Genomic DNA, 18390 nt, shown 5'->3' on the forward strand with positions numbered 1-18390 from the left:
CAATTGCTCGGGTAAAAAAGCCACAATATGGATATATTGCACTAATTTTTAGGCAATTATCGCCGAACTGCCTCTAACTTCGATAAACTGAGCAGCAGGCATGGACAGGGAGTCACTTTTGCGGCACACTCGCCTAAAGCACTCGGGCAAAAAAGCCAAAATTCGAGTTTGCCCGCAAGATAGCCAACTTTAGACCATATTTTATGGTTTTTCGGCAATTTTCTCAGGGCAAATTATGGCTAAAATTCTTCTCCTGCACGGCCCCAACCTCAATCTACTCGGTAGTCGCGAGCCGCATATTTATGGTGCCGCTACGCTTGCGGAAATTAACGAGGCCGCAGGGCACCAGTGCGACAATGCCGGGCACGAGTTGGAGACTATGCAGAGTAACAGCGAGTCAGCCCTGATCGAGAAAATCCACCTGGCCGCTACCGGCGGGGTGGATTTTATTGTGATCAACCCTGCGGCATTTACCCATACCAGCGTAGCCCTGCGGGATGCCCTGGCCGCCGTTTCCATACCGTTTATCGAACTGCACCTGTCCAATCCCCACGCAAGGGAGACATTCAGGCACCACTCCTATTTATCCGACTTAGCCCGCGGCGTGGTATGTGGCTTCGGCCCACACAGCTACACCCTGGCCCTACAGGCAGCCATACACCAACTGGATCTGGCGCCTCACAACCAATGAATCAAACCTGCGAGTGAAAGAACTATGGATATCCGCAAAATTAAAAAATTAATTGAGCTGCTCGAGGAATCGGATATCGGCGAGCTGGAAATCAAAGAGGGCGAGGAATCCGTGCGCATCAGCCGTGGTGTTAGCAGCGCCCCCCAACCAATTGCCCCGTTTTACGGCGCTCCTGTAGCCCCGGCACCCGTCCCGACACCCCCGATCCAGACTGCAGCCCCGACAGCAGTCGAGAAAGAAGCCAAGCCGGCTATCAGTGGCCACGCGGTAAAATCTCCCATGGTCGGCACCTACTACGCCGCTGCCAGCCCTGGCGCTGAGCCCTTTGTTAAGGTGGGCCAACAAGTCAAAGTGGGCGATGTGGTGTGTATCGTTGAGGCCATGAAAATGATGAACCAAATTGAAGCCGACAAAAGCGGCACCATTGAGTCCATCCTGCTCGAAGACGGCCAACCGGTAGAGTTCGATCAGCCGCTTGTGACCATTGTCTGAGTGGGGTAAGTCACTATGTTCGACAAAATCCTGATCGCCAACCGCGGCGAAATCGCCTTGCGGATTTTGCGCGCCTGTAAAGAGATGGGTATCGCCACCGTCGCGGTGCACTCTCTCGTAGACCGCAACCTGAAGCATGTACGCCTGGCCGATGAATCGGTCTGTATCGGGCCCAACCCCTCTTCGCAAAGTTACCTGAATATACCCGCCCTGATCTCTGCTATGGAGATTACCGATGCGGTAGCTGTGCACCCCGGCTACGGCTTCCTCGCGGAAAATGCCGACTTCGCCGAGCAAGTCCAGAAAAGTGGCTTCACATTTATCGGCCCTGACCCGGATGTCATCCGCCTGATGGGTGACAAGGTATCCGCCATCGCCGCAATGAAAAAGGCCGGCGTCCCCACAGTGCCGGGCTCTGACGGCCCCCTGCCGGACAATAGCGAGCGATGCCTGGAGGTCGGTGAAAAGGTCGGCTACCCAGTGATTATCAAGGCCGCCGCTGGCGGCGGAGGTCGCGGTATGCGTGTAGTTGAGCGCGCTGAAGACCTAATTAACGCCATCGCCGTGACCAAATCCGAGGCTCAGGCCGCCTTCGGTGACGGCACTGTGTATATGGAAAAATTCCTGCAGAACCCCCGCCATGTGGAGATCCAGGTGATGTCCGACGGCCAGGGCAACGCCATTCACCTGGGGGACCGCGACTGCTCCCTGCAGCGCCGCCATCAAAAAGTGCTCGAGGAAGCGCCTGCCCCCGGTATCCCCGCCGAAGTGCGCAAACAGGTACTGGAGTCCTGCGTGCAGGCCTGTATTGATATTGGCTACCGCGGCGCCGGCACTTTTGAGTTCCTCTACGAAGATGAACGCTTCTATTTTATCGAGATGAATACCCGTATCCAGGTGGAGCACCCCGTCACCGAGATGGTCACGGGCGTGGATCTGATAAAAGAGCAGATTCGAGTCTGTGCGGGCGAGAAGCTCTCCCTCACACAGGAAGATATCGTGATTAGAGGGCACGCCTTTGAGTGCCGTATCAATGCGGAAGACCCACAGACCTTCTTCCCCTGCCCCGGCAAAGTGAACAACTTCCACATGCCCGGCGGCCTAGGTGTGCGTGTCGATTCACATCTCTACTCGGGCTATACGGTCCCCCCCAACTACGACTCGATGATTGCCAAGGTCATCACGCATGCCGAGGATCGCGAAACTGCTCTTGCGCGCATGCGCGTAGCCCTTTCAGAGCTGGTTGTGGATGGCATCAAAACCAATATTCCCCTGCAAGAAGAACTCGTTCGGGACGAAGCCTTTGCCAAAGGTGGGGTCAATATTCACTACTTAGAGAAGAAGCTGAGGATTTAGTCCCTCGCCAGCCGGGGCAAAGTTGGAGAGAATTGCACGGTTACGATGAATCCGAGCGCCAGGGATGGCGACAATCATCACAGGAAGGGGCGTTCAGCCCCACAGCTGTTACTCACCGTGGAATTCTTATGCCCTGGTTACAACTTCGCATCGACACAGATCGTGCACAAGCGGAAAAAATCGAAGACGCACTGCTTTTTGCCGGTGCCGTATCCGTTACCCTGCAGGATAACGCAGACCAACCCATTCTTGAGCCCGGCCTCGGCGAGACCCCCCTGTGGGACCAGACACGAGTAACCGGCCTATTCGATGCCGAGGTCGATACTTCAGTAACCGAGGCCAAAGCCGCCTCATTTCTGTGCGAACTTCTCCCCAATACCCGCTGGGAGCAGCTTGAAGACAAAGACTGGGAGCGCGAGTGGATGGACCACTACAAACCCATCCAGTGCGGTGACAATCTGTGGATCTGCCCCAGCTGGTGTGAGCCGCCGCATCCCGAAGCCGTCAACCTGTTGCTCGACCCCGGCCTCGCTTTCGGCACTGGCACCCACCCCACCACCTTCCTTTGTCTGCGCTGGTTGGCGCGAGAAGCTCTGCGAGGGAAAAGCGCCATCGACTTTGGCTGTGGCTCCGGCATTCTCGGTATCGGCGCCCTACTGCTCGGTGCGGAACATGCCATAGGCACAGATATTGATCCTCAGGCCCTGCTTGCCAGTCGCGACAACGCAGTGCGCAACGGCATAGATCCGCAACGCTTTCCCGTCTATCTACCCGAGCAAATGCCGCAAGAGCACGCGGATGTGATGTTGGCCAACATCCTTGCCGGCCCCCTAGTGGAGCTCTCTTCACAACTGATTGCCCTCACCAAAATCGGCGGGCGGATCTGTCTATCCGGTATCCTCACCTCCCAAGCAGAACAGGTAAAAAGTGCCTATGCGGAGAATATCGACTTCGATGAAAATGGAGAACACGAGGGCTGGGTGCGTTTAAGCGGCACCCGTATTTGCTAAATACGCTACCCACCACTACGCGGGGACCGGGTGGACTGATAAACTTGAGCGCAAAATAAACTGCGCCATAGTCGAATGTCTCAACTGGTAACCCGCTGCCCTCATTGCAGCACTTCATTTCATGTCAATGACCAACAGCTGCGCGCCGCCCGCGGTGCGGTGCGCTGTGGCTCCTGCCTGCAGGTTTTTCGCGCGGATGAGAATATCGTCTTCAATGACAGCGACCCCGGCACTCGCAGTGACCTGGAGGCGCTGCTGGAGGACGACGATTTCCTGATCCACGACGATATCGAACTGGAGGATGACGAGCCCGCAGAGGGGAAAGCGCAGCCCCACCCCCCTGCGCAACAACTGCTTTCCGACGCCCAAATCTCTGGAGAAGCGGCGCAATCCAGCCCGTACACAACAGCGGAAGCCAGCCCAGAAAGTTTTATCGGTGATGCATTTGGCGATAGTGAATGGCAGGAGCTGCAGGAAGAAACCGATAGTGCGGGGGAATCCGAAGAAGATCTTGCCTCGGTCCTCAAGCCAGACTGGAACGATGCCCCCGATTTCGACAGCGGCGCAATAGAGACGAGTGACGCCAAACTAACGGCTCCCACAGACAGTCACCCGGATGACAAAGGTCCCTGGGAACAGCCCCTCGGGGTTCAGGCTACAGAAAGCGTACCAGGGTCAGAGCCTGACGCTACCGCAGCGGCTTCCAGCCCCTCCCCACTAGACAGCCCTGAACCTTTAACCGTCCCCAGTAATGGGCGCCAAGAACCCTTTTTTGACTCTCCAGGCGACGCCGATCGCCAGCCCCAGGCGAAGCCTGAGCGCGAGCCCAAGCCAGTGCGAGAACAGCTTATCTCCGCCATCCAGCCGGCACCTTTAGAGGTATCCTGGGGTAGGACAACGCCGAAAAGATCCTTTAGCCCCTGGCTGTGGTGGCTATTACTGCCCCTGCTAAGCCTCGCGCTGTTCGCACAAGTGGCCTACTTCCAGTTTGATCGACTCAGCAAGCAGCAGCCATGGCGCAACCTCTACGCAGTAGCCTGCCCGATTTTCAGCTGCACCCTGCCCCAGCTCAAAGACCCCAGCGCCATCCAGGCTTCTAACCTGATGGTACGCAGCCACCCACAATTGGATGGCGCCCTGGTGGTGGACGCGGTGTTATTGAATACAGCTCCCTACCCGCAACCCTTCCCCAACCTGTTACTGAATTTCAGCGACCTGAAAAATAAAGCGGTGGCCAGCCGCCGCTTCACCCCCAGGGAGTACTTACAGGGCGAGCTGGCCGGGCGCAAGTTGATGCCCAAGGGTAGCCCCATCCATATTGCTATCGAGGTGGTTGATCCGGGCACTGAAGCGGTGAATTACGAGATGAAGATCACTCCATAGAAGAGTCATGCGCGCCATAGCCATTTACCCATTGGCATGAAAAGCCACTGAAACTGACCACTCCACAAGCTAAACGCACAGGGATCGATCAATTTGCCCGCTTTTTCGCTTTGCCAACGCTGGGCCAATCGTTATCATAGGCGGCCATTTTGCCAGGGCCCAGATCGCCCTTCCAAAGCCCAAACGGAGCTAGCGTGTCTATTGCTATAGGCCCCTACATTATCGACAACCCGGTAATCTTGGCGCCTATGGCCGGAGTCACCGATCGCCCCTTCCGCCAGCTGTGTCGCCAACTCGGTGCCGGGCTGGTGGTTTCGGAGATGGTAACCTCGGACACCCGCCTGTGGAACAGCCGCAAGTCACGCCTGCGCCTGGACCACAGTGGTGAGGCCGCTCCGATATCGGTGCAGATCGCCGGCGGCGATCCCGAGATGATGGCCCAGGCCGCTCGGGAAAACGTCCGTCGCGGCGCTCAAATCATCGATATCAATATGGGCTGCCCGGCAAAAAAAGTGTGTAAAAAAGCAGCGGGGTCCGCCCTGCTGCGGGATGAAAAGCTGGTTGCGGATATATTGCAGGCCGTGGTCCAGTCTGTCTCTGTCCCGGTGACGCTGAAGATTCGTACCGGCTGGTGTGCGGATTCCCGCAATGGCGTCACTATAGCCCAAATGGCCGAGAATGCCGGTATCGCCGCTCTGGCGGTTCACGGCCGCACTCGTGCCTGCGGCTACCACGGACAGGCTGAATTCGATACCATTGCCGAAATTGTATCCAGGGTAAGCATCCCGGTTTTTGCCAATGGCGACATTGGCAGTGCCGAGAGAGCCCGCCAGGTGCTTGATTACACAGGCGCGGCGGCGGTTATGATTGGCCGCGCCGCACAGGGAAGACCATGGATTTTTCGGGAAATAGCTCACTATCTCGCCACCGGCGAGCGGCTATCCGAACCAACATTGGACGAAGTGAGAAAAATACTGATCACCCACCTGAATGAATTGCACCAATTCTACGGTGAGGTGATGGGGGTCCGTATCGCCCGTAAACATGTGGGCTGGTACTTGAAGACACTCGCGAACAGTGAGTCCTTCCGCAAGACCTTTTTCCAGATAGAGAGCGCAGAAGTACAACATGCCAGCGTTCACGAGTGGTTTGAACGCCGAATAACGAGAGGGGCACAAGCGGCATGAATAACGAAGTATTGATTCCGGATACTGGCAGCGAAGAAGTATCCTCCAAGGGGCAAACGCAGCTGGCACAGCCACAGCAGCAGTCCCTGCGCGATGCCGTAGAGCACGCAATGGAGAACTATTTCCGCCACCTGGATGGCCAGATGGTTACCGATGTCTACGACATGGTGCTGTCAGAAATTGAAGCGCCCATGCTCGAAGTAGTGATGAAGTACACCCGTCACAACCAGACACGCGCCGCGCAATTGCTGGGTCTCAACCGCGGCACTCTGCGCAAGAAGCTGAAGCGCTACGGGCTTCTGTAAGCTTCCCACCGAGCAGAATTTTGAAGGGGGATGAGGTGACTCATCCCCCTTCGCTATTTTCCCGGCAGCACTTTTGTTGCCCCAGCGGACACTCCGCTACAACCTTTAAAAATCCTTTTCGAAAACCAGTTGGATCAAGTGCAATGACAGACAAGGTTTCCATCCGCCGCGCTCTCATTAGTGTCTCTGACAAGAGTGGCATCGTAGAGTTCGCCCAACAGCTCTCCGTCATGGGTGTTGAGATTCTTTCCACAGGCGGCACCCATCGTCAGCTCAAAGAGGCAGGCATTCCCGTCGTGGAAGTTTCCGACTACACCGGTTTCCCAGAAATGATGGACGGTCGCGTCAAGACTCTGCACCCCAAAGTACACGGCGGTATTCTCGGTCGCCGCGGCACCGACGATACGGTGATGGGCGAACACGGTATCACTCCGATCGATATGGTTGTGGTCAACCTCTACCCCTTCGCACAAACTGTTGCCAAGCCGGACTGCTCTCTCGAGGACGCCATCGAGAATATCGATATCGGTGGTCCCACCATGGTGCGCGCCGCGGCCAAAAACCACAAAGACGTCGCCATCGTGGTCAATGCCAACGATTACGACAGCGTTATCGATGAAATGAAAGCCAATGCCGGTGCGCTCAGCCACACCAGCCGTTTCGACCTTGCCGTAAAAGCTTTCGAACATACCGCCAGCTACGACGGCGCTATCGCCAACTACCTGGGCACCATCAAAGGCGAAGAGAAACAGCTATTCCCGCGCACTTACAACAGTCAGTTCATCAAGAAGCTGGACCTGCGCTACGGCGAGAACCCCCACCAGAAATCGGCGTTCTACACGGAGGCCAACCCGGCGGAAGCCAGCATCTCTACAGCAACCCAGCTGCAGGGCAAAGAGCTGTCCTATAACAATATCGCCGATACCGATGCGGCACTGGAGTGTGTCAAAGCCTTCGATGAGCCCACCTGCGTGATTGTCAAGCACGCCAACCCCTGTGGCGTCGCCACCGGCGAGGATATCGGCAAAGCCTACGATCTGGCCTTCGCTACCGACAGCGAATCCGCGTTCGGCGGTATTATCGCCTTTAACCGCGAACTGGACAGCGCCACCGCCCGCGCCATTGTCGAGCGCCAATTCGTCGAAGTAATCATCGCGCCCTCTGTCTCCGAGGACGCCAAGCAGGTCGTTGCCGAGAAGAAAAATGTGCGCCTGCTGGTCTGCGGCCAATGGGGTAGCGAGCGCACCCCAACCCTGGATTACAAGCGTGTCAACGGTGGCCTGCTGGTGCAGGATCGCGACGACGGTATCGTCACCGCCACCGACTTGAAAGTGGTCTCCAGGCGCCAGCCTACCGCAGCGGAAATCCGCGATCTGCTGTTCACCTGGAAAGTGGCCAAGTTCGTAAAATCCAATGCCATCGTGTACGGCAAAGACGGTCGCACCATCGGTGTGGGCGCCGGGCAGATGAGCCGTGTTAACTCCGCACGTATCGCCGCAATCAAAGCCGAGCACGCCGGCCTCGCTGTGGAGGGTTCCGTGATGGCCTCCGACGCCTTCTTCCCCTTCCGCGACGGCATCGACAACGCGGCCGCAGTGGGTATCCAGGCGGTGATTCAACCAGGCGGCTCCATGCGTGACGAAGAAGTTATTGCCGCAGCCGACGAGCATAATATGGCCATGGTCTTTACCGGCATGCGTCACTTCCGCCACTAAAAATGGCCAGCACCGCGGATCGCACGCTGCGATCCGCGGTAGCCTAATGATAACGGCCTTTACACTGGCTCCAATCAAGCGCCCACCCCAACGAGGCGCTCATTGCAGGCGGGCTACGCCACCTGTAGTGATTCCGCGCTAAACTAGCGCACCTGATACCTGTCCAATGGACCCAAGTGGTCGACTTAGGGGGATTTAAGAATGAATGTTTTAATCATCGGCTCAGGTGGCCGCGAACATGCCCTGGCGTGGAAAGCCGCGCAAAATCCGGCGGTTGGCACCGTCTTTGTGGCACCGGGCAATGCCGGTAGTGCCCGGGAAGACAAAGTAGAGAATGTGGCCATCGGCGTGGATAACTTCTCCGCATTGGCGGACTTCGCTGAAGAAAATGGCGTGGAACTCACTATCGTCGGCCCAGAAGCCCCGCTGGTTGATGGTATTGTGGACTTCTTTAACGGCCGCAGCCTCGCTATTTTTGGTCCCAGTAAAGGTGCCGCTCAACTCGAGGGCTCCAAGGCCTTTACCAAAGATTTTCTCGAGCGCCACAAAATTCCCACCGCCGCCTATCGCAATTTCACCGAAATTGAACCGGCCATCGAATATATTCGCGAACGCGGCGCTCCCATCGTAGTGAAAGCGGACGGCCTCGCCGCCGGCAAGGGCGTCATCGTCGCCGAAACTGAAGAGCAGGCTGAGCTAGCAGTACGCGATATGCTGTCTGGCAACGCTTTTGGCGAAGCCGGCTGTCGCGTCGTGATTGAGGAGTTCCTGCAGGGTGAGGAAGCGAGCTTTATTGTCTTGGTGGATGGGGAGAATATCTTGCCGATGGCCACCAGCCAGGATCACAAGCGTGTCGGCGACGGCGACACCGGTCCCAATACCGGCGGCATGGGTGCCTATTCCCCCGCACCAGTGGTTACCGATAGCGTATACCAGCGCATTATGCAGGAAGTTATCGAACCCACCGTAAAAGGTCTCGCCGCCGAAGGTACTCCTTATACCGGGTTCCTCTATGCCGGCCTGATGATCGACCCGGAGGGTGCTCCGCGGGTAATCGAATACAATTGCCGCTTTGGCGATCCGGAAACCCAGCCTATTTTAATGCGCTTGAAATCAGATCTGGTTGACCTGTGTCTGGCCGCGCTCGACAAGAAACTCGACAGCGTAAACGCAGAATGGGACCCGCGCCCATCTCTCGGTGTCGTACTGGCGGCACACGGCTACCCGGCCAGCTACCGCAAGGGCGATGCGATCAGTGGACTCGAGAAGGCCGACAGTGAAAATGCCAAGGTCTTTCACGCCGGTACCGCCGAAGACGGCGAGCGGGTGGTTACCAACGGCGGCCGTGTACTCTGCGCCACCGCTCTGGGCGACAGCGTTGCCGAGGCCCAGGCCAACGCCTACGAAGCCGCCCGCGCCATCTACTGGGACGGCGTTTTTTACCGGAAAGATATTGGCTATCGCGCAGTCGAAAGAGAACAAGCCGACAGCGTCAAGTAGTATCAGGCAAACATGGCGGTCGCTTCGGGCAACCGCCACCCAGAGGGAGCAACACGCAATGAGTGAACGCAATCTGAGTGGACTCGACCGCCTACTGATTCAGGCCGATCGGGCCCTGCGCACCCTGAGTCCGGGCGAACCCTGCCATAGACGTACCTCACCGGCAAAAGGTGAAACGGAAGCCGAACTCAGCGATGCTGAGCGCAAGCACGCCGCCGCCTTAATGCGCGTCAATCACAGCGGTGAGGTATGCGCACAAGCCCTTTACCAGGGCCAGGCGCTCACGGCAAAACTGCCCGAGGTGCGCGGGGAGATGGAGCGCGCCGCCGATGAGGAGATTGATCACCTGGCCTGGTGTGAGCAACGCCTCAAAGAATTAGACAGTCGTCCGAGCCTGCTCAACCCACTCTGGTACGGCCTGTCGTTTGGCCTCGGCGCCGCCGCCGGCAAAGTCAGCGATCGTATCAGCCTGGGGTTTGTCGCCGCGACGGAGGAACGGGTGTGCGAACATCTGGAGAGCCACCTGCAAAAGCTACCGCAGCAGGATAAAAAGAGCCGCGCAGTGGTAGAACAGATGTTAATCGATGAGAGTGAACACGCGCATGCCGCGCTGGCGGCGGGTGGAAAACGCTTCCCCGCCCCAGTGAAGGGCGCCATGTCCTTAGTTGCCAAGGTAATGACCTCAGCTAGCTATAAAGTTTAAACCCAACTATCGAGTCCCGGCGAAAGCCCGGCAAAAAATAACCGACCTCAGAAAACACTATTGGCCCGTTAAAAATTGAAAGCTTTTTAACGGGCCTTTTTATTATTCTTGTAAGTCCTGACTCAGGCCTCTTCCACGCGATAACTGTGCACAATTTCCACTCCCGCGTTGCGCAACATAATAGAAGCGGAGCAGTATTTCTCCGCGGAAAGCTCTACCGCACGTGCCACATGGGACTCTTTTAAACCGCGACCACGCACGACAAATTCCATCTCGATACGCTCGAATGGAGAAGGTGTGGTATCTGGGCGAATCCCGTTCAATTCGCAGTGACAGGAAATAATATCCTGACGCGCCTTCTGTAAAATGGAAACCACATCGTAAGCCGCACAGCCGCCTACACCGAGGAGAATCATTTCCATCGGACGCACGCCATTGTTAGTGCGCCCCCCCTCCATTACTACCGAATTACCACTGCCGGCCTCGCCGACGAAAGTCAAATCATTGACCCAGGTTACCTTGCCCTGCATTGCCATGCTCCCGCTAAAACTCAAGTCGCGAAGCTTAGCACACAGCACAAGATTATCCCGATACGCAGAATATTTCCGGTATAGTAACCACAGCACCTCCGCGCGAAATACCCACCGCAGAAGTTTCCATGCTTCATTGGTGAATTTACAGTCCAATCGCACCGGCGCCAGAGTGTCACAGGTCACACTGCGGAACTTTGCCGCAACCTACCTCTGTTGGGGACTGATTTTTCGCGCGATAATTCAATAGTGCTCAGCTGCCAAAGCCGGGATAGAGCACGATACAAAAAATGAGGAATAAATCCGTGACGGTTGCTATCGAAGACCCCATGACTATCGGCAATATTGAAGACTTTCTGGCCCACTGCCACCGGCGTCGCTATCCGGCCAAGAGCACCATTATCTATGCCGGCGACCGCTGTGAATCCCTCTATTTCATCATGCGCGGCTCGGTCACCGTCCTGATTGAGGATGACGAAGGCCGCGAGATGATCGTCGCCTACCTGAACGACGGTGACTTTTTCGGTGAGATGGGCCTGTTTGATCAGGATACTCGCAGTGCTTGGGTGCGCACCAAAACCGAGTGTGAAGTTGCGGAAATCTCTTACACCAAGTTCCAGGAACTCACCCGCCAGCACCCTGAGTTCTTATTCGCTCTGGCTACGCAAATGGCCGGACGCCTGCGCAACACCACCCGTAAAGTGGGCGACCTAGCTTTCCTTGACGTTACCGGTCGCGTGGCGCGCACCCTGCTGGACCTGTGCAATGAGCCCGATGCAATGACCCACCCAGAGGGCATGCAAATCAAGATCACACGCCAGGAAATTGGCCGCATTGTCGGTTGCTCCCGCGAAATGGTCGGACGGGTACTGAAAACACTGGAAGAACAGGGGCTGGTATCCGTCAAAGGCAAGACCATGGTGGTCTACGGCACGCGCTAAAAGCCTCGCCTTAAGCCACAAAAAAAGGGCGATTTATTAATCGCCCTTTTTTTGTGGCTGAGACTTTATTGCTCGACTTTTTTGGCAAAGCCATCCTGTACTCAGTTAAACATTTCCATCAGTTTACGTCCCGGCTCCTCTTCGCGCATAAAAGCCTCACCAACCAAGAACGCATTAACACTGTGTCCGCGCATGGCCGCGACATCATCGGTCGTGTGGATGCCGCTTTCTGTCACAACGATGCGATCGTCAGGTATCAAATCGAGCAGCTTAAACGTATTCTCTAGCTGAACGTCAAAGGTGTGCAGGTTGCGATTATTAATACCCACCAGGCGGTTGGGTAAAACCAGGGCTCGCTCTAGCTCCGCGCGATTGTGCACCTCCACCAAAACATCCAGCCCCAATTCCAAAGCCAGCGTATTGAGTTCCTGCATTTGCTGATCTTCCAAGCAAGCAGCAATCAGCAAAATGCAATCCGCGCCTATCGCCCGCGCTTCATAAATCTGGTAGGGGTCTACGGTAAAATCCTTGCGCAATACCGGCAGGCGCACCGCATTGCGCGCTTGTTGTAAATAATTGTCGGCACCTTGGAAAAAATCGATATCGGTAAGTACTGACAGACAGGCCGCACCACCCCGTTCATAGCTGGTAGCAATTTCCGCGGGAAGGAAATCCTCGCGAATCACCCCTTTACTGGGTGAGGCCTTTTTGATTTCGGCAATCACCGCGGCCCCGCCCTCAGCAATTTTGTGCTCCAGAGCTGTAACAAACCCCCGAGCCGGGGGCTGGTCCTGTACGCGCAGACGTATATCATCCAAGCTACATTGGACTTTGCGCTCCGCCACTTCCTGCCACTTGCGCTCGATAATAGTTTTTAAAATGGTCGGTGTGCTCACGATTTCACTTCCTCGGGGCGAAAGGCGCTGGTAAAGGCTGCCAGGTCATTAATTTTTTCCGCGGCCAAGCCGCTATCGATAGCGTCCTGGGCCATCGCGACACCCTGCTCCGCCGTGGTTGCCGTACCGCTGACATAAATTGCCAGGCCGGCGTTCAAGGCAATGATATCGGCGGCTTTTTGTCCGGCCTCGGTCTCGCGTTTACCCAGCGCATCGCGGATGAGTGACAGAGACTCTGCAGCTCCCGATACAATCAAGCCATCCAGCTCACGCCTCTGCAGACTAAAGTCTTCGGGGCGCAGGACAAATTCACTGATAGCGCCATCTTTCAATTCCACCGCGAAAGTATCTGCGGCGATACTAGCCTCATCGAGGCCATCATCACTGTGCAAAACCAACACGTGTTCGGAGCCAAGACGCTGCAAAACCTCCGCCAACAGGCGGCAGTAGCGCTTCTCATAAACGCCAATGACTTTGTGTTTTACCCCGGCGGGGTTAGTCATGGGACCAAGCAGATTAAAAATAGTGCGAAGCCCAAGTGCTTTACGCGCCGGTCCCACGTGGCGAACCGCACTGTGAAAACTCGGAGCAAACATAAAGCCGATGCCGATAGTTTCCACACAGCGCGCCATTTGCTCGGGACTCAGATCCAAATAAACCCCGGCGCGTTCAAGGAGGTCGGCGGAGCCACTACTAGAGGACACCGATCGGTTACCGTGTTTGGCGACCCTGGCCCCCGCTGCGGCCGCAACAAAACTACTGGCGCTGGACACATTAAACAGGTTGGCACCGTCGCCACCAGTGCCAACGATATCCACGGTATTGTCCAGGTTGAGTTCCACCTTGGTGGCCAGTGCGCGCATAGTTTCCACCGCACCGACAATCTCCTCGACGGTCTCACCGCGAATACGCAATGCGATCAGTAGCGCCCCTATCTGCGCCTCCTGAGTTTCGCCGCGCATGATTTGACCCACCGTCTCACGCATTTCCTCACGGGTTAGATGCTCCCCATCTACCAGCTTGGCGATGGCCTGTTGAATATTCATTGTGTCCCCTCTGCCCCGCGCTCTATTGATTGATACGGAAGAAAAAACCCCTCCGCATTTTTTGCCCTTTACATTCAGGACTCGAGAAAATTCCTCAGCATATCGTGACCGTGCATAGTGAGAATGGACTCAGGGTGGAACTGCACCCCCTCTATTGCCAATTCACGGTGGCGCAGCCCCATAATTTCATCAATCTCACCCTCGGCGGTCTCCGTCCAGGCGGTAACTTCCAGGCACTCCGGCAGGCTGCCCTTTTCTACCACCAGGGAGTGATAGCGAGTCGCCTCAAAGGGGTTGGACAAACCGTGAAACACCCCGAGATTGTTGTGCACTATAGGCGATGTTTTGCCGTGCATTACCTGCCCGGCACGCACTACGCGGCCGCCAAATACCTGTCCGATACTCTGGTGCCCAAGACAGATACCCAGGATTGGGGTTCGCCCGGCAAAATGGCGGATCACCTCCAGGGAAATCCCCGCCTCGTTGGGCGTACAGGGCCCCGGCGAAATAACAATTTTTGCTGGGGCCATCTGTTCGATTTCCTCCAGGGTAATCTCATCGTTGCGCTTGACTACTACCTCTGCACCCAACTCCTCCAGGTACTGCACCACATTCCAGGTAAAGGAGTCGTAGTTATCGATCATTAAAATCATTATTCGGCCCCCATAGCCTTATCGGTACTACCGGTTTTTTCCATACGTTTTTGCAGACGCGCCAAGGCCGTCTGAGTAGAGCGCAGCTCGCGCAGGATTTCAGTTTGGCTGGGCGGTAGGCACATCTCATCCATACGGCGCAGCTTGGCCTCCTCCAGGTTATTGAGCACCACCCCAATAAACAGGTTGATCATGACAAAGGCGCCCATAACCACAAAGCTAATAAAATACAGCCAAGCCCAGGGCATTGCGTCCATGGCCGTGTACATTATGTCGGTCCAGTCTTCGAAGGTCACAATACGGAACAGGGTCAACAAGGCAATCGGCAAACTGCGCCAGTGGGTTGGGTCCACTTCGTGGAAGAGAAAGTAACCCGCCACACCATAGATATAAAAAATAATCCCCATCAACAGGGCGATATGCATCATGCTGGGCAAACTGCGCAAAAGTGTGTCCACCAGAGTGCGCAACTCGGGGAAGGCGGAAACCAAGCGCAATACCCGCAGCACCCGCACCAGACGCGCGAGCGTAGCCAGGGGCCCGGTAGCGGGTATCAAACTCAGGGCAATAATGGTGAAATCGAAGCAGTTCCAGCCATTGGCAAAATAACGCCAGGGCCGCGAGCCATGGGAGACCATTTTTACCGCCGCCTCAAGGATAAAAGAGGCCAGCACCAGCTGATTTATAACGCCCAATGGAGCGCCGAAGCGCTCCATCACCCAGTTTGAGGTCTCCAGGCCCACCGCCAGCGCATTCAGCAGAATCATGCCGATAATCACCTGATTAAACAGGGGTGTTTCGGCAATCTGCTGACAGCGCGTGGCGAGGGATACTTTTTGAGAAATACTAGCTTCGCTCATTTTGTTCGGTCTTTACTTCTTTACAACGACTGCCCAGGGCCATGCCCGCTGCGCGGAACAGTGCCCGGGCTTTATTCATGGTTTCGTCCCACTCGGACTGGGGGTCGGAATCAGCCACCAGGCCGGCGCCTGCCTGGATAAACAGCTGACCATCCTTGATCACCGCGGTGCGGATTGCGATAGCCGTGTCCATATTGCCATTCCAGGCCAGGTAACCCACCGCACCGCCATAGATACCGCGCTTCTCAGGCTCCAGCTCATCGATAATCTCCATGGCGCGAATCTTTGGTGCCCCAGACAGAGTGCCGGCCGGCAGCGCCGCACGCAGTGCATCCATACCGGAGAATCCCTCCCGCAGCTTGCCGGTCACATTGGAGGTGATATGCATGACGTGGGAATAGCGCTCCACAACCATCTGCTCGGTGACCCGCACACTGCCGGTAGCGGCTACGCGGCCCACATCGTTACGTCCCAAATCGATCAGCATCAGATGCTCGGCACATTCCTTGGGGTCCGCCAAAAGCTCCGCCTCCAGGGCCTTATCCTCCTCTTCAGAGGCACCCCGGCGGCGGGTGCCGGCCAGTGGGCGCACCGTCATCTCACCCTCTTCCAGGCGCACCAGGATCTCCGGGCTTGACCCCACAACCTGGTGATCGCCCAGATCGAGAAAATACATGTAAGGCGAAGGGTTCAGGCTACGCAAGGCGCGATAGAAATTGAGTGGGGGCGCATTAAAAGGCGCCGATAAGCGCTGGGAGGGCACGACCTGCATCACATCTCCGGCGAGGACATAGTCCTTAACCCGATCCACTGCCGCTTTAAAATTATCTTCACCGAAGTGGGAGTGAAAGGCACTCTCCTCGATCCCGTTACCATCCAAGTCCAGAGGAACAGTATCCGGCAGTGGCTGCGCAAGTCGTTCGACCAACTGATCCAGGCGCCGCTGGGCCCGCGCGAAGGCATCCTGCTGTTGTGGGTCCGCGTGCACAATAAAAATTACCGCGCCCGCTAGGTTATCAAACACCACCAACTCGTCGCTGACCATCAGGAGAATGTCAGGATTCCCCAAATTGTCCTGCGGCATGCTGTCAGCCAGACGCGGTTCTATATAGCGCACACAGTCATAACCAAAATATCCGACTAGGCCACCATTGAAGCGCGGTAAATCGGGAAGCTCCGGCACTCGATAGCGCTGCTGGAAAGCTTCCACAAAGGCCAACGGGTCCCGTTCGGTATGACGCTCGATAATTTCTTCAGCCCGCTCCACCGTGACCTCATTGCCACGCACCCGCAGCAGGGTGCTCGCCGGCAGTCCAATAATGGAGTAGCGACCCCATTTCTCCCCTCCCTGAACAGACTCGAGCAGATAGCTGTAACGGCCTTCACCGAGCTTCAGGTAAGTGGACAGAGGTGTTTCAATATCGGCCAGTACTCGGCGCACCAGCGGTATACGGTTATAGCCCGCAGACACAAGTTGGGCGTATTCGGTTGGGGTCATAGAGACTCCGATCTATTGGGTATTTTTCTAGTTGGCGCCAGAGTATAGGCGGCGCCCACAGGAGAGGTGGCCGAATGGTATTGCCTACCGATTTGGCCTCAGTGAATCAGCGGCGCCATCGCCCGCTGTTAAGTGTGGAGGTAGTGTGGTTCACGGAAATTCCCTCAGTGCAGGCGCACAAGTTTACAAATCCCGTAAACAGCGGGCAAGGGGCTGCCCGCTAGGTTTTTTATTGGGAGAGACTCTGGCGCATTGCTCCAATCACTTCAGAATAGTCTGGAGCATTGAAAATAGCGGAGCCGGCCACAAAGGTATCCGCACCTGCGGCGGCGATTTCCGCAATATTATCGCGGTTCACCCCGCCATCAATCTCCAGGCGAATATCGTAACCGGAAGCATCGATCAGCTGGCGTGTTTCGCGCAGCTTTTCCAAAGTGCCTGGGATAAATTTCTGCCCACCAAAGCCCGGATTGACCGACATCAGCAAAATCATATCCAGCTTATCCATCACATACTTCGCCGCATCCAATCCAGTGGCCGGATTGAAGACCAGACCAGCCTTGCAACCGAGACTGCGAATCAGCTGTAGGGAGCGGTCTGGATGACGCGAGGCCTCCGGGTGAAAGGTGATATAAGTAGCGCCCGCATCGGCAAACATACGAATCATATCGTCGACCGGCTCCACCATCAGGTGCACATCGATAGGCGCTTCAACGCCGTGTTTGCGCAGTGCCTGGCACACCATGGGGCCAATGGTGAGGTTGGGGACATAGTGGTTGTCCATCACGTCGAAGTGCACCCAATCGGCTCCGGCAGCCAAAACATTGTCCACCTCTTCCCCAAGGCGCGCAAAGTCGGCGGAGAGAATGGAGGGGGCAATCTTGTAATCTGACATCTTAGATTCCTTCAGTAACTCAATTTTCCGCGGTTAGGCGGCGATGCAGTCTTTCCAGGCGCTCGGGGGTCCCCACGTCACACCAGTCGCCCCGGTATAACTCTGCCTGTAATTTGTCTTCATGGAAGGTGAACACTTCACCAAGGCCGAAGCATTCACGCACCTTGGGGTAATGAGCAAGGGTTTGCGGGCGCAGCCAACTGATACCCGCAAAGGTAAAGCGGGGCTTGGCGGTTCCAGACAAGAGCCCGTTTTCAATACCAAAGTCCCCTTCCGGGTTGTGCGGAGGGTTTGGCACCATAAGTAGGCGCCCAGGACAATACTCGGGCAACGGGCGGGCCGCCCAGCGGGAGAGGTCGAAATCGCACCAGACATCCCCATTGACCACCAGAAAAGGAGCCTCGCCCAAGTGCGGCATCGCATTGAGAATTCCCCCGGCAGTCTCGAGAGGTCTGTCTTCGTGCTCAACGGAGTAATGGATATCGAGCCCCCAGCGATCGCCACTACCCAGGTAGTCCCGAATCATATGCCCCAGGTAGCCCAGATTGATCACCACCCGCTTGACCCCAACGCCCTGCAGGCGCTCCAGAGCGTGTTCGATTAACGGTTTTCCCGCTACGGCCAGTAGAGGTTTGGGAGCTTGGTCGGTCAGTGGACGCATTCGGCGCCCAAAGCCCGCGGCCAATACCATGGCCGTTGTCGGGGCTGTCTCGGTGAGGTCGGTCATTC

General features: G+C 56.3%; 19 protein-coding genes. 11 read left to right on the forward strand and 8 right to left on the reverse strand.

Annotation, left to right across the window (positions count from 1 at the left end; genetic code table 11):
• The first annotated feature begins 235 nt into the window (after positions 1-235).
• The 10 genes from aroQ (at position 236) to coq7 (ending at position 10342) form a co-directional block, all read left to right on the forward strand.
• Positions 236-691: a type II 3-dehydroquinate dehydratase gene (aroQ, locus tag ACCI51_RS10290; protein ID WP_299586104.1), complete on the forward strand. Its 456-nt coding sequence runs from the start codon at positions 236-238 to the stop codon at positions 689-691.
• 24 nt (positions 692-715) lie between these two features.
• Positions 716-1183 carry an acetyl-CoA carboxylase biotin carboxyl carrier protein gene (gene accB, locus ACCI51_RS10295; protein ID WP_299586107.1) on the forward strand — a complete coding sequence of 156 codons (468 nt, stop codon included), beginning with the start codon at positions 716-718 and terminating at the stop codon, positions 1181-1183.
• A gap of 15 nt (positions 1184-1198) precedes the next feature.
• Positions 1199-2539 (forward strand): acetyl-CoA carboxylase biotin carboxylase subunit, encoded by a 1341-nt coding sequence (accC, locus tag ACCI51_RS10300; RefSeq protein WP_299586110.1) that lies wholly within the window; start codon positions 1199-1201, stop codon positions 2537-2539.
• Positions 2540-2667: 128 nt separating this feature from the next.
• A complete protein-coding gene (prmA, locus tag ACCI51_RS10305; protein ID WP_299586113.1) occupies positions 2668-3549 on the forward strand; it encodes a 50S ribosomal protein L11 methyltransferase in 882 nt (293 codons plus the stop codon).
• Positions 3550-3624: 75 nt separating this feature from the next.
• Positions 3625-4932, forward strand: a complete 1308-nt coding sequence (locus ACCI51_RS10310; protein WP_371843503.1) for a DUF3426 domain-containing protein — start codon at positions 3625-3627, stop codon at positions 4930-4932.
• A gap of 248 nt (positions 4933-5180) precedes the next feature.
• Entirely contained in the window at positions 5181-6119 is a 939-nt protein-coding gene (dusB, locus tag ACCI51_RS10315; protein ID WP_299586193.1) for a tRNA dihydrouridine synthase DusB, read from the forward strand.
• On the forward strand, positions 6116-6424 hold the full coding sequence (gene fis / locus ACCI51_RS10320; RefSeq protein WP_299586119.1) for a DNA-binding transcriptional regulator Fis: 309 nt from the start codon (positions 6116-6118) through the stop codon (positions 6422-6424). Before dusB ends, fis begins: the two co-directional genes overlap by 4 nt.
• A gap of 143 nt (positions 6425-6567) precedes the next feature.
• Positions 6568-8139: a bifunctional phosphoribosylaminoimidazolecarboxamide formyltransferase/IMP cyclohydrolase gene (gene purH, locus ACCI51_RS10325; RefSeq protein WP_371843505.1), complete on the forward strand. Its 1572-nt coding sequence runs from the start codon at positions 6568-6570 to the stop codon at positions 8137-8139.
• 201 nt (positions 8140-8340) lie between these two features.
• Positions 8341-9639, forward strand: coding sequence for a phosphoribosylamine--glycine ligase (gene purD / locus ACCI51_RS10330; RefSeq protein WP_299586125.1), 1299 nt, complete (start codon positions 8341-8343; stop codon positions 9637-9639).
• 58 nt (positions 9640-9697) lie between these two features.
• Entirely contained in the window at positions 9698-10342 is a 645-nt protein-coding gene (coq7, locus tag ACCI51_RS10335; protein ID WP_371843506.1) for a 2-polyprenyl-3-methyl-6-methoxy-1,4-benzoquinone monooxygenase, read from the forward strand.
• A gap of 122 nt (positions 10343-10464) precedes the next feature.
• Here coq7 and ACCI51_RS10340 read toward each other — a convergent pair whose 3' ends face one another.
• Entirely contained in the window at positions 10465-10872 is a 408-nt protein-coding gene (locus ACCI51_RS10340; protein ID WP_371843507.1) for an OsmC family protein, read from the reverse strand.
• 290 nt (positions 10873-11162) lie between these two features.
• Here ACCI51_RS10340 and crp point away from each other — a divergent pair, with 290 nt between their 5' ends.
• Positions 11163-11813 carry a cAMP-activated global transcriptional regulator CRP gene (gene crp / locus ACCI51_RS10345; RefSeq protein WP_051089460.1) on the forward strand — a complete coding sequence of 217 codons (651 nt, stop codon included), beginning with the start codon at positions 11163-11165 and terminating at the stop codon, positions 11811-11813.
• A 101-nt stretch (positions 11814-11914) separates the two neighbouring features.
• Here the strand turns inward: crp and trpC are convergent, their stop codons facing one another.
• The 7 genes from trpC to ACCI51_RS10380 form a co-directional block, all read right to left on the reverse strand.
• Positions 11915-12712, reverse strand: coding sequence for an indole-3-glycerol phosphate synthase TrpC (gene trpC, locus ACCI51_RS10350; RefSeq protein WP_371843584.1), 798 nt, complete (start codon positions 12710-12712; stop codon positions 11915-11917).
• Positions 12706-13755 carry an anthranilate phosphoribosyltransferase gene (gene trpD / locus ACCI51_RS10355; protein WP_371843508.1) on the reverse strand — a complete coding sequence of 350 codons (1050 nt, stop codon included), beginning with the start codon at positions 13753-13755 and terminating at the stop codon, positions 12706-12708. Before trpD ends, trpC begins: the two co-directional genes overlap by 7 nt.
• 74 nt (positions 13756-13829) lie before the next feature.
• Positions 13830-14408 (reverse strand): anthranilate synthase component II, encoded by a 579-nt coding sequence (locus ACCI51_RS10360; protein WP_299586136.1) that lies wholly within the window; start codon positions 14406-14408, stop codon positions 13830-13832.
• Positions 14408-15268 carry an ion transporter gene (locus ACCI51_RS10365; protein ID WP_299586140.1) on the reverse strand — a complete coding sequence of 287 codons (861 nt, stop codon included), beginning with the start codon at positions 15266-15268 and terminating at the stop codon, positions 14408-14410. The genes ACCI51_RS10360 and ACCI51_RS10365 overlap by 1 nt, the downstream gene beginning before the upstream one ends.
• Complete coding sequence (trpE, locus tag ACCI51_RS10370; protein ID WP_371843509.1) at positions 15255-16766, reverse strand: anthranilate synthase component I; 1512 nt, start codon at positions 16764-16766, stop codon at positions 15255-15257. The genes ACCI51_RS10365 and trpE overlap by 14 nt, the downstream gene beginning before the upstream one ends.
• Before the next feature lie 229 nt (positions 16767-16995).
• A complete protein-coding gene (gene rpe, locus ACCI51_RS10375) occupies positions 16996-17661 on the reverse strand; it encodes a ribulose-phosphate 3-epimerase (protein ID WP_299586145.1) in 666 nt (221 codons plus the stop codon).
• Positions 17662-17680: 19 nt separating this feature from the next.
• Positions 17681-18388 carry a nucleotidyltransferase family protein gene (locus ACCI51_RS10380; protein WP_299586148.1) on the reverse strand — a complete coding sequence of 236 codons (708 nt, stop codon included), beginning with the start codon at positions 18386-18388 and terminating at the stop codon, positions 17681-17683.
• Positions 18389-18390 lie beyond the last annotated feature (2 nt).

Source organism: Microbulbifer echini (genome assembly GCF_041447225.1).
Classification (GTDB): domain Bacteria; phylum Pseudomonadota; class Gammaproteobacteria; order Pseudomonadales; family Cellvibrionaceae; genus Microbulbifer; species Microbulbifer echini.